This window comes from Neomesorhizobium albiziae (assembly GCF_900114255.1).
In the GTDB taxonomy this organism is placed as follows: Bacteria; Pseudomonadota; Alphaproteobacteria; order Rhizobiales; family Rhizobiaceae; genus Neomesorhizobium; species Neomesorhizobium albiziae.
The window spans coordinates 65,506-78,137 of record NZ_FOSL01000016.1; the positions used below are offsets into that span (position 1 = coordinate 65,506).

Consider the following 12,632-nt stretch of genomic DNA (forward strand, 5'->3'; position numbering starts at 1 on the left):
ATGACCTGGTTCGACATCGGCGCCATCGAGGACATTCCGCAGCGCGGCGCGCGTTGCGTCGCAACGCCGCGAGGCAAGATCGGCGTTTTCCGCACCCATGACGACCGCATCTTCGCCATCGAAGACCACTGCCCGCATCGAGGCGGCCCCCTCAGCCAGGGCATCGTTCATGGCGCGGCGGTGACGTGCCCGCTGCACAACTGGGTCATTTCGCTGGAGACCGGGAAGGCGCTCGGCGCCGACGAGGGTTCGGTCAAGACGATCCCGGTGCGGGTCGAGGACGGCCGCATCGCGCTGGCGCTTGGCGAAGCGCTGCTGGCTGCGGAATGAACACAATCGCGAACGAGCAAGCAGCCGAGGTGAGGACGACCTGCCCCTATTGCGGGGTGGGCTGCGGCGTGCTGGCCAGGGTCGCCTCGGATGGAGAGGTTTCCGTCCGCGGCGACCCAGACCATCCCGCCAACCGCGGCAGGCTTTGCTCCAAGGGCGCGGCGCTGGGCGAAACCATGGGCCTGGAAGGCCGCGTGCTGCATCCCGAGGTTGGCGGCAAGCGCGCCGATTGGGATGCGGCGCTCGACCTCGTGGCGCGCCGGTTCTCCGAGGCGATCGCCGAACACGGCCCGGACTCTGTCGCCTTCTACATTTCCGGCCAGTTGCTGACCGAGGACTACTACGTCGCCAACAAAATGATGAAGGGTTTCATCGGCTCGGCCAACATCGATACCAACTCGCGGCTTTGCATGGCCTCCTCGGTTGCCGGCCATCGCCGCGCCTTTGGCGAGGATGTCGTTCCCGGCGTCTACGAAGATTTCGAGGAAGCCGACTTGGTCGTCCTGACAGGCTCCAACACAGCCTGGTGCCATCCGATCCTCTACCAGCGCATTCTGGCGGCGCGTCATGCACGCGGCACGAAGATCGTGGTGATCGACCCGCGCCGCACGGCCACGGCCGACGAATGCGACCTGCATCTGGCGCTCGATCCGGGGACCGACGTGCTGCTGTTCAACGGGCTGCTGGCGCATCTGGCGCGCAGCGGGGCGGTGGACGAGAGCTACGTGGCCGCGCACACCTGCGGCTTCGACAGTGCAATCCAGGTTGCGTCCGCCGATGCGCCGACCGTCGAAAAGGTTGCGGCGGGCTGCGGTTTGACGGTCGCAGACGTGCGCCTTTTCTATGAGCTGTTTACAACGCACGAACGTGCCGTCACCGTCTACAGCCAGGGCGTCAACCAGTCGGCGCATGGCACCGACAAGGTGAACGCCATCATCAATTGCCATCTGGCGACAGGCCGGATCGGCAAACCCGGCACGGGCCCGTTCTCCGTCACCGGCCAGCCCAATGCCATGGGCGGCCGCGAGGTCGGCGGGCTTGCCAATCAGCTCGCCGCGCATATGAGCTTCGAAAATCCGGCGGATATCGAGCGCGTCGCGCGCTTCTGGAATGCGCCGAAAATGGCCCGAAAAGGCGGCTTGAAGGCGGTCGACCTGTTCCAGGCGGCCGGTGACGGCCGCGTCAAGGCGCTGTGGATCATGGGCACAAATCCGGTCGTCTCGATGCCGGACGCAGGCCGCGTCCGCGCCGCGCTCAAGGCCTGCGATTTCGTTGTCGTCTCCGATGTGGCGCGCACCGACACGACACGCTACGCCGACGTTTTTCTGCCCGCCGCCGGTTGGGGCGAGAAGGACGGCATGGTGACGAACTCGGAGCGAAGGCTGTCGCGCCAGAGACCGTTCATGCCGATTGCGGGCGAGGTGCGTGCGGACTGGCGCATCATCAGCGATGTCGCACGGCGCATGGGCTTCGGCGAGGCTTTCGACTATGCCAATCCGGCTCGGATCTTCCGCGAACACGCCGCTCTCTCCGCCTTCGAAAACGCAGGTGAGCGGCTGTTCGACATCGGGGCCCTGGCGACGCTGTCCGACGCAAGTTACCAAGCTTTCGAACCCCGCCATTGGCCGATGCCGATCGGTCACGAGGCCAACGAACGCCTGCTCGGCGACGGCTGGTTTCCGACACCGGACGGACGGGCGCGCTTCGTTCCTGTCCGCCAGGAGGGTTTCGCGCAGACAACCGATGCGGCCTATCCGCTGGTGCTGAACACCGGGCGCCTGCGCGACCAGTGGCACACTATGACGCGCACCGGCGCCGTGCCGCGGCTGATGGCCAATGCGCCGGATCCGGTGATCGACCTCCACCCGCTAGACGCGGCGGCGCGCGGCTTGAGCGAAGGCGATCTTGCGCATTTGTCGACGCGTTACGGTTTTGCCCGCGCCAAGGTGCGCATCACCAACGCGCAGCGGCCGGGCCAGGCCTTCCTGCCGATGCACTGGAGCGGCCATTTCGCTGGCGCCGCCGCGGCCGGGCAGCTCGCCTCCCCGGTGACGGACCCGTATTCCGGGCAGCCCGAGCTGAAACAGGTGCCGCTGCGCGTCACGCGCGAGCAGACCGCCTGGGAGGGCGTGCTCGTCACGCGGCGCGACCTGCGGCCGACCGGCTTCGTGCACTGGAGCCGGCAGCGGGTCAGCGGCGGCTGGGTCTACCGGCTTGGCGGTACCGAGACGCCGGACCAGGGCATCCTTTTGGCGAGAAAGTTCGTGGAGGTTTTCCGTCCCGACCAGCTGCTCGAATACAGGGACCGCAAGGGCCTCACCTATCGCGCGGCTGCCGTGGATGAGGCGGGGGCGATGGCCGAAGCGCTGCTTGTCGCGCCGCTTGGCCAGTTGCCGGCATGCGATTGGCTCGTGCTTCTGCTTGGCTCGCGGCAACCGCTTGCGGCGATGGATCGCCATGCACTGCTTTCCGGCCGCTCGCCATCGCCGATGCCGTCCGTCGGGCGTATCGTCTGCTCCTGCTTCAATGTTGGCGTCAACCAGCTCGCCTCGGCGGTCGCCTCTGGGTGCGGCAGTCTGGAGGCCATCGGCAAAACGCTCAATGCCGGCACCAATTGCGGCTCCTGCCGGCCGGAGATAAGGGCGATCATCGACGCGGGGCGCGTCCAGGCAGCGGAGTAAATAAGGCGACGCGCTTCCGGGCTTGTGCTCAACGCTGGTTTTGGGCCTGGTTTCGGTCGAGTTCGTCCAGTGCGGCGGCGTTGTTTTCCGCCCAGGTGTAGAGCGCGCGCAGAGGCTCGATGAAGGTCTCGCCAAGCGCGGTGAGCGAATACTCCACTTTGGGCGGCACCACGTCGAAAACCTTGCGTTTGACCAGGCCGCTGGCTTCCACCTCACGCAGCGTTTGCGTCAGCATTTTCTTGGACACGCCCGGAAGCGTTCGCTCGAGCTGTCCTGTGCGCATCGTTCCATGGCTGAGGGCATAGAGGACCATCGACGTCCATTTGCCGCTCAAGATGTAGTGGATGCGCCGCTGCGGGCAGTTCTCCCTGAGCACGAAGTCCTGGGAGCGTGTGCGTGCGTTTTCATTCCTAATGGTTACCATATAGTCCCTATGAGACAAAAAGGTGCCTAATTCCCAAATGGGATCTACATCATATATGGATGCTGCAACTTTCACAGAGGCAATTTCGCTTCCCGGCGCCACCCATGCGCGCCGGCACCCTTGGAGACAGATAATGAAAGCAGCAGTCATCCGCGCTTTTGGCGGACCCGAGCAGATCAAGATCGAAGACATCGCGATGCCGACCCCCGGCGCCGGCGAAGTGTTGGTCAAGGTTTTGGCCGTCGGCATCAATCGCCTGGATCATTACGTGCGCCTCGGGCACATCGCACCGCAACTTGCGTTTCCGCATATCCTGGGTTCCGACGCTGTCGGCGAGGTCGTCGAGACGGGCGCAGACGCTTCCCGGTTCCAGGTTGGCGATCGCGTCATCGCCATGCCGGGCTACCCGACCAACGCGGCGGAAGCCGACATCCGGCCGGTAACCGCTGCCCAGAGCTATTGCATTCCCGGTATCCAGATTCCCGGCACCTATGCCCAGTATATCGTCGTGCCGGAGCGCTGGCTGCTGCGCGATACCACGGGCTTGCCCGTAGAACAGGTTGCGGCGCTTCCTGTGTCACTGCTGATTGCCATCCGTTCGGTGCAGATCGTCGGCGAGGTGAAAAAGGGCGACCGTGTGCTGGTGCATGCGGGTGCGTCGAGCACCGGGATGATGAGCATCCAGGTTGCGCGCGCCCTCGGCGCCTGCGTCGCCACCACTGTGCTGGACGAGCCCTCGGCAAAACTTGCCGCCAGCCTTGGCGCCGAGCTTGTGATCAACACAAGCAAGGAGGATTTTGTCGATGCGCTGAACACATGGACGGACGGGCAAGGCGTCGATGTCGCGATCGACAATCTGGGCGGCGATATCCTCCCGAAGACGATTGCGGCCGTCAAACCGCTCGGCATCATCGTCGCCATGGGCTTCATGGCCGGCACCGACGTCACACTGGACATCAGGAATTTCTTCTTCACGCAGAAGCAGTTGCGTGGCACGCTGGTCGGAGACATCGAGGATTTTGCCGCCTGGCTCGACCCGATCAATGCGGGCAAGGTCAAGCCGGTGATCGACAGCATCCTTCCGCTCTCGAAAGCAGCGGACGCGCATCGCCGCATCGCCGCGAACGAAGCACAGGGCAGCATCGTGCTTCTGCCCTGGGCAGCCTGAACGACAGCGATCCACAGGAGGGGACATGATGCTTGACGATGTCACGAAACGGCTGGAAGCGCTGGGTTTCGCGCTTCCGGCGCCGCCCCGGCCGCTCGGTGCCTATCGCGCGGTGGTCGAGGCGGGGCCGATGCTCCACGTATCGATGCAGGGGCCGCTGAAGGACGGACGCTTCGCCTATACGGGCCTGCTGGGGCGCGACCTGAACGTGGATGAGGGCCGCAAGGCGGCCGAACTTTCAGTCGTCAACGCGCTGGCTCAGGTCCATGCACATCTCGGCGGTTTCGACAGGATCAAGCAGATTGTGAGGCTGGAAGGCCATATCGCGTGCACGGATGACTTTTTCAGCCACCCGCCCGTGCTGGATGGTGCGTCCGAGCTGCTGGCCGCGGTGTTCGGGGAACGGGCGGGCCATGTCCGATCCGTGGTTGGGGTGCGCAATCTGCCGGGCAATGTACCGGTCGCGGTTACCCTTACAGCTGAACTCGTTCCGGCCAGGGCATGAAGGTCGGGAAGGCTAGTGGAGCCGCACTCAGCTTTCGCTGGTCGACGCCCACAGGCGCTTCGACCAGTCTTCGACTTGTCGGGTTTCAAGGCGGCGTTGCGCATAACGCCGCCATCTTTCGGGCAGGTGTGCGAGCGCGAGCATAGCCGACAGTTCCTCGATATTGAAGGTGTCGACGTAGAGGATTCGCCAAAGCCGCTGCAGCGTCCAGTCCGGCGACCGGCGGTCGATCAGGTGAATCGCCTCGCCGGGAGCGACGAAACCTTCCTGACGCACCCGGTAGTACCAGCCCGTCCATCCGGTTTTTTGCACGCGCAGCGCCATATCGGCCACGCCGAAGCGGGCGTTCAGCTTGTGGCATGGCTGCCGCCCCTGCGAAACTTCGATGATGGCATCACCAACCCGAAAGACATCGCCGATCGCGACCGTCCTTTCGTCGAGACCGCGCGTGGAGAAGTTTTCCCCGAACGCACCCGGCCGGGTGAGCATGTCCAGCCCGCCGAGTTCGCCACGCCACGCGTCATAGTGTTCGCGGGGATAATGGTGGACCGCCTTTTCCACGCCGCCGTGAATTTTAAGGTCGGCCTGCGCATCGCCTTCAAGACCTTCCCGGCTCAACCACAGGCGACGAGCGACCGGGCGCTTGTTGATGCCGCTCAGCAAACCGCTGTTCCCGAGCGGCGCAACCTGGCCGACAAGCAGGTCGGCGAGGGCCAGGGTCAATACTGTAGCCCTTCCACCCATTCGAAAAACATCGCGCTGGCGGCGAGCCGCAGGGCCTCGCCGTTTCGGGCGGCGTGCTCGCGAAGGGCGCGAGGGTCGATTCCGGCGCCGGCAAGCTCCACCGCGTGACCGATCAGCCATGGCTCGATAGGCTGCGATGCATCGATCTCGGCATGAAACTGAAGCCCCAGAATGTTCGGCCCGACGGCAAAGGCCTGATTGTGGCAGACGGCCGTTTCCGCAAGATGGTCGGCGCCGTGCGGAATGGTAAAGGTGTCGCCATGCCAGTGCAGTACTGGCACGTCCAATAGATGCCGCAGCGGGCCGGCGTTGCCGGCCGGCGTCAAGCCAAGACTGGAAAAGCCTATTTCCTTGATGCCTGTCGGGGTGACCCTGGCGCCGAGCGCGTCAGCCATCAGCTGCGCGCCCAGGCAGATGCCCAGCGTTGGGCGGTTCGCGGCCAATCTGGTCTTCAGCAGGGCGCGCTCCTTGACCAGGAAAGGATAGGTCCCGTCTTCATAGACGCCGATCGGTCCGCCCAGCACAACGATCAGATCGGACGCCAATGGATCGAGGTGATCGAGATTTTGAACGCCGGCGTCCCAGTATTGAACCGTGTAGCCCGCATTCTGCAGAACGGTGTCGAACACGCCGAGGTCTTCGAAGTGTACGTGGCGAATGGCAGCCGCGCTTCTAGCCATGGATCACTCGTCCTTTCCCGACAGTTTGCCCGATAAAGGGGTTGTGTACAGCCGCGATATACACCTTAGTTCCGCCAGGGGTCGCCCATCTAGGGGCACATGACAAAATATTATTGACCAATCGGTCGGTTAATTATAAGATACGCGATCGGAAGCTGTCAACCTCTGGTTGGGAGATCGTGCGTGGCCAAGGGAGGACGGTCATGGAGGAGCCGGTCAGCCGGCTAACGACCGTAGTTTGGTGGCATGCAACCTGGGAGCAAGGGAGGGCATCGCATCCATGCTGAATATCTATGACACATGCGCCCAGTCGCCCGGCAGGCAGTTCGACTACTGGCGCGAGGAACTTTGCCACAACTTCGTCGAGCTGGCTGCGGAGAGACCCCGGTCGGGTATCTTCGATGGGCGTATCAAGCACTTTCCCCTGCACTCCATCGGAATATTGCGCGTAACCACCGACGCGCACCGCGTTGCGCGGACCAGGCTCGGCATCGACCGGTCGAACGACGACTGCTACTTCATCAACCTGCAACTTGACGGGGTTGCCCTGACAAGCCAGCGCAGCGCGGACGTGTCCGTTCACGCTGGAGACATGGTGTTGGTCGATACGCGCGAACCCTTCTCGGTGCTGCATGAAGAGCCATTCGATCTGATCTGCTTCAAGGTGCCTCGCGACGCACTGCGCGCCGAACTCAGGCAGCGAAATCTCGGGCCTCTGCCAAACGTTCGCGCCGCGAGCGGTTGCGGCCGGGTGTTGCGCAGCTACGCCAATGCGCTGATCGAGGAGTCCGAAAGCGATCTTGCCGATAGCGCCTCCGTTCTGGCTGATAACCTGATCAGCCTGATCGCGGGAGCGATCAACACGGCGACCGACGGCTTGCAGCCGACAGGCCAGCTCGGAACGCAGCAACTGGCTCGCTTGCACGCCGTGCAGGGCTACATCGACGAGCGTCTCGCGGACCCGGACCTGTCGCTCCAGAGCGCGGTCGACCGTTTCAATCTTTCGCCGCGCTACCTGCAGAAACTGTTCGCGGCAACCGGATCGACTTTCTCGCAGACATTGATGATGCGCCGGCTCGACAAGGCAGCGACCTGCCTGCGCCGCCGGGAGCTGCGCGGCCGGACGATTGCCGAAACTGCCTTCCTCTGCGGCTTCAACGATTTCTCCTACTTCAACCGCAGCTTCAAGAAGCGCTTCGGCAGGAGCCCACGCGATTATCGGTCGGCATACCTGGATCGGTAGTGCCGGGACGGACGCGTTTCGCCAGATATTTCGGCGCAATCGTCCAAGTTTCCTGGCGCCGGTCCGGGCATAATCGGCGACGCGTTCAGCCCGAGGGCCGCCGTGGAAGTGGTCTCGTCGCAGCGCGCCAAAGGGAGGAATTCACGGTGCAGGATAAAGGCTCAACCACGCGCTATTTCACGACGCGTTTCTCGAAAAGATACGGCATCGTGCATCCGTTCGCGGGCGCCGGGCTGGCTTTCGCCGCTCAAACCCCGGACCTGGCGATTGCGGTTTCCAGGGCAGGTGGCCTCGGCGCCCTTGGTGTCGGTTTCATGCCTCCGGATCAATTGCGCGCCAACATCGCAGCCATTCGCGCGGCCACCGGCAAGCCGTTCAACATCAACTTCATCACCTGCTTTCCCAACGACGCGCAGATCCGTGTTTGCGCGGAGGAGAAGGTGCCGGTCGTCTCCTTCCACTGGGGGCACCCCGCAACGGAACACCTGAAGCTGCTGAAGGACGCCGGCGTGTCCGTGTGGGAGCAGGTCGGCACAGTGGAGGACGGGCGAAAGGCGGCTGGCGACGGCGTCGAGGTGGTGATCGCGCAGGGCTGGGAGGCCGGCCGCCACAATTATGGCGGGCTGGGCACCGTCGCTTTCGTTCCGGCCATGGTCGATGCCATCGGGGAGCAGGCGCTGGTGTTGGCTTCGGGCGGCATATCGGATGCACGCGGCGTGGCGGCCGCGCTGTCGCTGGGCGCCGACGGCAGGTTCCACTTTCAGGGATGATGCCTGGCGCGAATTCACGAAAACATGCGGTTGACTCGCGCGGCAAAACATGCGATTAACTGACTGACCGGTCGGTGAATTATCGAGGCAGGCCAACCGACCGAGGAGGAACCCGATGCAAGAAGCCTTCATCTGCGATGCAGTCCGCACACCGGTCGGCCGTTACGGCGGCGCCCTGTCAGGCCTCAGAGCAGACGATCTCGCAGCGCTTCCGCTGGCTGCACTGATGCAGCGCAACAGCACGGTCGACTGGTCAGGGGTGGAAGATGTCATCCTTGGCTGCGCCAACCAGGCCGGCGAGGACAATCGCAATGTCGCTCGAATGGCCGTATTGCTGTCGGGCCTGCCGGTCAATGTTCCAGGCACAACGGTCAACCGGTTATGCGGCTCGGGCCTCGATGCTGTCGGTCTTGCGGCGCGCTCCATCCGGGCGGGCGATTGCGACCTGATGATCGCCGGCGGCGTCGAAAGCATGTCGCGGGCGCCGTTTGTCATGCCGAAGGCGGAGACGGCGTTCTCGCGCTCCAACGCTGTCTACGACACCACGATCGGATGGCGCTTTGTCAATCCGAAGATGAAGAAGGCCTACGGCATCGACTCGATGCCCGAGACCGCCGATAATGTTGCTGCCGATTTCGCTGTCTCGCGCGAGGATCAGGACGCCTTTGCGCTGCGCAGCCAGCAGCGCTGGGCGGCGGCGCAGGCCGAAGGCCGCTTTGCCGACGAATTGATCTCCGTGTCGGTGCCGCAGAAGAAGGGCGAGCCGATGATGGTGGAGAGCGACGAACATCCGCGCCCAGACGCTTCGCTGGGGCAACTGGCCAAGCTGAAAGGCGTCAACGGTCCCGATCTCACGGTCACCGCAGGCAATGCCTCCGGCGTCAACGACGGCGCCGCCGCGCTGGTCGTCGCAAACGAGAAGGCCGCAACGGCAAACTGCCTGACGCCCCGCGCCCGCATCGTCGCGATGGCTGCGGCTGGCGTGGAACCCCGCATCATGGGCATCGGCCCGGTGCCGGCGGTGCGCAGGGTGCTGGAGCGCGCGGGCCTGTCGCTTGGCCAGATGGACCTGATCGAACTCAACGAGGCTTTCGCCGCGCAGGCGCTTGCCGTGCTGCGCCAGCTCGGCCTGCCCGACGATGCCGCGAATGTGAACCCCAACGGCGGGGCCATCGCCATCGGTCATCCGCTCGGTGCCAGCGGCGCGCGCATGGCCACCGCCGCGACATGGCACCTGCAGCGCACCGGCGGCCGCTATGCGCTGTGCACGATGTGTGTCGGCGTCGGGCAAGGAATTGCATTGATCCTCGAGCGCGTTTGACGCGCGGGCAGCGATAGAAGGAGACGGCGCAATGTACGCACAGATGGTCAAGACAGACGCAGCGCGGGTCCGTTCACTTGATGAGATGGAGCCCGTCGAGCGGGCATTCCAGGAACGCATCGACGCCGGCCAGAAGATCGAGCCGAAGGAGTGGATGCCGGAGGGCTACCGCAAGACGCTGATCCGCCAGGTGAGCCAGCACGCGCATTCCGAGATCGTCGGGCAATTGCCTGAAGGAAACTGGATCGGCCGCGCACCGACATTGGAGCGCAAGGCTATCCTGCTGGCCAAGGTGCAGGACGAGGCGGGCCACGGACTTTATCTCTACTCCGCCGCCGAAACGCTCGGCATCAGCCGCGACGAGATGTACGAGCAGCTTCATTCCGGCAAGGCGAAGTATTCGTCGATCTTCAACTATCCGACGCTGACCTGGGCCGACATCGGCGCAATCGGCTGGCTGGTCGATGGCGCCGCGATCATGAACCAGGTTCCGCTGCAGCGCTGCTCCTACGGGCCTTACGCGCGGGCGATGGTGCGCATCTGCAAGGAAGAGAGCTTTCACCAGCGCCAGGGCTTCGACATCCTGACCGTGTTGTGCAACGGCACGCCGGAGCAGAAGGCGATGGCGCAGGACGCGCTGGACCGCTGGTGGTGGCCGTCGCTGATGATGTTCGGTCCGTCCGACGATGCGTCGGTGCATTCCGCCCAGTCGATGGCCTGGAAGATCAAGCAGAACTCGAACGACGAGCTGCGCCAGAAATTCGTCGACCAGACCGTGCCGCAGGCGAAGTTCTTGGGGCTTACCGTTCCGGATCCAGAACTGAAGTGGAATGAAGAGAAGGGCGGCTATGACTTCGGCGAGCCGGATTGGGCCGAATTCTTCGAGGTGATCGCCGGCAACGGCCCGTGCAACCGAGAGCGGCTCGAGGCCCGCCGCAAGGCCTGGCACGACGGCGCCTGGTTCCGCGACGGGCTGGCGGCCCATGCTCAAAAACGACAGGCACGCAAAGCGCCCTATGCCGTCGCGGCTGAATAGCCTCCTCCAACCCAGCCAAGCCAAGCGAGGAAACGCTCATGTCCAGTGAATGGCCTTTGTGGGAAGTCTTCATCCGCGGCCAGCATGGTCTGAACCACCGGCACGTCGGCAGTCTCCATGCTCCGGATGCCGAGATGGCGATCCATAACGCGCGCGATGTCTATACGCGCCGCAACGAGGGCGTCAGCATCTGGGTGGTCCGCTCTTCCGATATCGTCGCCAGTGCGCCGTCGGAGAAGGGGCCGCTGTTCGACCCGGCCAACTCGAAAGTCTACCGGCACCCGACCTTCTTCGACGTGCCGGAAGAAGTGGGGCATATGTGATGAAAACGGCCGCCGTTGCATCGCCTGATGTCGCCGAATTTGCGCTGAGGATGGGCGACACCTGCCTGATCCTCGGCCATCGGAACGCTGAATGGTGCGGTCACGCGCCGGCGCTGGAGGAAGACATCGCGCTGGCGAATACGGCGCTCGACCTGATCGGGCAGACGCAGCTCTGGCTGGGGCTGACCGCCGAAGCCGAAGGCAAGGGCCGCACGGCCGACGATCTCGCATATCTGCGCGACAGTTCGGGCTACCGGAACCTGCTCATGGTCGAGCAGCCGAACGGCGATTTCGGCCGCACTGTCATGCGGCAGTTTCTGTTCGATGCCTGGCATCTGCCGATGCTGAAGGCGCTGGCGGGGTCAAAGGACCGGCGGATCGCGGAGATCGCCGAGAAGGCGTCGAAGGAAGTGACGTATCATCTCGAGCGCAGCTCCGACCTGGTGGTGCGCCTCGGCGACGGAAACGGCGAAAGCCACGCCAGGATGCAGGCGGCCCTCGATTTCCTGTGGCCCTATACCGGCGAGATGTTTCTGAGCGATGCCGTGGACGAGGCACTGGCTTTGGCCGGGATCGCGCCTGCGCCCGGCTCCTTGAGACCGGCCTGGAACGAGAAGGTCGCTCGTACGCTTGCCGACGCGACGCTGAAAGCGCCGGAGAGTTCCTACGCGCAGAAGGGCGGCAGGTCAGGCGTACATTCCGAGCATCTCGGGCTCATTCTTGCCGAGATGCAATTCCTGCAGCGCGCCTATCCAGGCGCGAACTGGTGAGACCGGCCATGGCGCCCGAACCGCTTCCCGCCCCTGTCACACCCACGCGCTATTCCCCACAAAAGGGGGAAGGGCAGGGAATATCGACGCGGCTCGCCTCCTTCGCGGATGGCCTGGGCACTGACGAGCGCCCGGCGCGCTCGGGTGACGCGCTCCCATCGGTCGCGGAAATCTGGTCGTGGCTCGCCGAGGTACCCGATCCCGAAATACCGGTGATCTCGCTGGTCGATCTCGGCATCATTCGCGACGTGGCCTGGGACGGAGATGTGCTGGAGGTGACGGTAACCCCGACATATTCGGGCTGCCCGGCGACCACGGTCATCAACTTCGACATCGATCGGCATCTGCGGGAGCGCGGCATCGGAAAGTTGCGGCTGAAACGCCAGCTCTCACCGGCCTGGACCACCGCCTGGATCAGCGCGGAAGGCCGCGACAAGCTGAGCGCCTATGGCATCGCTCCCCCAAACGAGGCGACGGTGGCCTGTGCGGGCGCCCTGCAGCCGCGCGACGTGGCTTGTCCGCGCTGCGGCTCGGCGAAGACGGAGCGGATAAGTCAATTCGGTTCGACGCCTTGCAAGGCGCATTTCCGCTGCACCGAATGCCTCGAGCCTTTCGACTACTTCAAAAGCATCTGAGG

At 64.2% G+C, this 12,632-nt stretch carries 14 protein-coding genes; 11 read left to right on the plus strand and 3 right to left on the minus strand.

Translation table 11 applies throughout. The features are described 5' to 3' along the window. Together nirD and F3H98_RS21565 are read left to right on the plus strand one after the other, a co-directional pair. Complete coding sequence (nirD, locus tag F3H98_RS21560; protein ID WP_149762389.1) at window positions 1-330, plus strand: nitrite reductase small subunit NirD; 330 nt, start codon at window positions 1-3, stop codon at window positions 328-330. Beyond that, complete coding sequence (locus F3H98_RS21565; RefSeq protein WP_149762390.1) at window positions 327-3,011, plus strand: nitrate reductase; 2,685 nt, start codon at window positions 327-329, stop codon at window positions 3,009-3,011. Before nirD ends, F3H98_RS21565 begins: the two co-directional genes overlap by 4 nt. A 28-nt stretch (window positions 3,012-3,039) precedes the next feature. Here the strand turns inward: F3H98_RS21565 and F3H98_RS21570 are convergent, their stop codons facing one another. After that, a complete protein-coding gene (locus F3H98_RS21570) occupies window positions 3,040-3,435 on the minus strand; it encodes a winged helix-turn-helix transcriptional regulator (RefSeq protein ID WP_149762391.1) in 396 nt (131 codons plus the stop codon). A gap of 133 nt (window positions 3,436-3,568) precedes the next feature. On the opposite strand from F3H98_RS21570, the gene F3H98_RS21575 reads away from it, so the two are divergent. Both F3H98_RS21575 and F3H98_RS21580 read left to right on the plus strand, forming a co-directional pair. After that, complete coding sequence (locus F3H98_RS21575; RefSeq protein ID WP_188130513.1) at window positions 3,569-4,603, plus strand: quinone oxidoreductase family protein; 1,035 nt, start codon at window positions 3,569-3,571, stop codon at window positions 4,601-4,603. A 25-nt stretch (window positions 4,604-4,628) separates the two neighbouring features. After that, complete coding sequence (locus F3H98_RS21580; RefSeq protein ID WP_149762393.1) at window positions 4,629-5,108, plus strand: RidA family protein; 480 nt, start codon at window positions 4,629-4,631, stop codon at window positions 5,106-5,108. Window positions 5,109-5,135: 27 nt separating this feature from the next. Here the strand turns inward: F3H98_RS21580 and F3H98_RS21585 are convergent, their stop codons facing one another. Both F3H98_RS21585 and F3H98_RS21590 read right to left on the minus strand, forming a co-directional pair. Then, the gene (locus F3H98_RS21585) at window positions 5,136-5,831 is read right to left on the minus strand and encodes an MOSC domain-containing protein (protein WP_244621840.1); all 696 of its coding nucleotides are present in this window, start codon (window positions 5,829-5,831) and stop codon (window positions 5,136-5,138) included. Beyond that, entirely contained in the window at window positions 5,828-6,532 is a 705-nt protein-coding gene (locus F3H98_RS21590) for a glutamine amidotransferase (protein ID WP_149762395.1), read from the minus strand. The genes F3H98_RS21585 and F3H98_RS21590 overlap by 4 nt, the downstream gene beginning before the upstream one ends. A gap of 280 nt (window positions 6,533-6,812) precedes the next feature. Here F3H98_RS21590 and F3H98_RS21595 point away from each other — a divergent pair, with 280 nt between their 5' ends. From F3H98_RS21595 to paaD, 7 genes are all read left to right on the plus strand, one after another. Next, window positions 6,813-7,775: an AraC-like ligand-binding domain-containing protein gene (locus tag F3H98_RS21595; protein ID WP_149762396.1), complete on the plus strand. Its 963-nt coding sequence runs from the start codon at window positions 6,813-6,815 to the stop codon at window positions 7,773-7,775. 146 nt (window positions 7,776-7,921) lie between these two features. After that, on the plus strand, window positions 7,922-8,545 hold the full coding sequence (locus F3H98_RS21600) for a nitronate monooxygenase (RefSeq protein WP_149762397.1): 624 nt from the start codon (window positions 7,922-7,924) through the stop codon (window positions 8,543-8,545). A gap of 115 nt (window positions 8,546-8,660) precedes the next feature. Further along, window positions 8,661-9,866, plus strand: a complete 1,206-nt coding sequence (gene pcaF / locus F3H98_RS21605; protein WP_149762398.1) for a 3-oxoadipyl-CoA thiolase — start codon at window positions 8,661-8,663, stop codon at window positions 9,864-9,866. A gap of 31 nt (window positions 9,867-9,897) precedes the next feature. After that, on the plus strand, window positions 9,898-10,902 hold the full coding sequence (paaA, locus tag F3H98_RS21610) for a 1,2-phenylacetyl-CoA epoxidase subunit PaaA (protein WP_149762399.1): 1,005 nt from the start codon (window positions 9,898-9,900) through the stop codon (window positions 10,900-10,902). Between the two features lie 38 nt (window positions 10,903-10,940). Further along, complete coding sequence (gene paaB, locus F3H98_RS21615; RefSeq protein WP_149762400.1) at window positions 10,941-11,225, plus strand: 1,2-phenylacetyl-CoA epoxidase subunit PaaB; 285 nt, start codon at window positions 10,941-10,943, stop codon at window positions 11,223-11,225. Further along, a complete protein-coding gene (gene paaC, locus F3H98_RS21620; RefSeq protein ID WP_149762401.1) occupies window positions 11,225-11,995 on the plus strand; it encodes a 1,2-phenylacetyl-CoA epoxidase subunit PaaC in 771 nt (256 codons plus the stop codon). Before paaB ends, paaC begins: the two co-directional genes overlap by 1 nt. 113 nt (window positions 11,996-12,108) lie before the next feature. Further along, a complete protein-coding gene (gene paaD, locus F3H98_RS21625) occupies window positions 12,109-12,630 on the plus strand; it encodes a 1,2-phenylacetyl-CoA epoxidase subunit PaaD (RefSeq protein ID WP_244621843.1) in 522 nt (173 codons plus the stop codon). Window positions 12,631-12,632 lie beyond the last annotated feature (2 nt).

Coding starts and splice junctions, on each gene's coding strand:
- nirD (WP_149762389.1), top strand. CDS start 1: ATGACCTGGTTCGACATCGGCGCCATCGAGGACATTCCGCAGCGCGGC.
- F3H98_RS21565 (WP_149762390.1), top strand. CDS start 327: ATGAACACAATCGCGAACGAGCAAGCAGCCGAGGTGAGGACGACCTGC.
- F3H98_RS21570 (WP_149762391.1), bottom strand. CDS start 3,435: ATGGTAACCATTAGGAATGAAAACGCACGCACACGCTCCCAGGACTTC.
- F3H98_RS21575 (WP_188130513.1), top strand. CDS start 3,569: ATGAAAGCAGCAGTCATCCGCGCTTTTGGCGGACCCGAGCAGATCAAG.
- F3H98_RS21580 (WP_149762393.1), top strand. CDS start 4,629: ATGATGCTTGACGATGTCACGAAACGGCTGGAAGCGCTGGGTTTCGCG.
- F3H98_RS21590 (WP_149762395.1), bottom strand. CDS start 6,532: ATGGCTAGAAGCGCGGCTGCCATTCGCCACGTACACTTCGAAGACCTC.
- F3H98_RS21595 (WP_149762396.1), top strand. CDS start 6,813: ATGCTGAATATCTATGACACATGCGCCCAGTCGCCCGGCAGGCAGTTC.
- pcaF (WP_149762398.1), top strand. CDS start 8,661: ATGCAAGAAGCCTTCATCTGCGATGCAGTCCGCACACCGGTCGGCCGT.
- paaA (WP_149762399.1), top strand. CDS start 9,898: ATGTACGCACAGATGGTCAAGACAGACGCAGCGCGGGTCCGTTCACTT.
- paaB (WP_149762400.1), top strand. CDS start 10,941: ATGTCCAGTGAATGGCCTTTGTGGGAAGTCTTCATCCGCGGCCAGCAT.
- paaC (WP_149762401.1), top strand. CDS start 11,225: ATGAAAACGGCCGCCGTTGCATCGCCTGATGTCGCCGAATTTGCGCTG.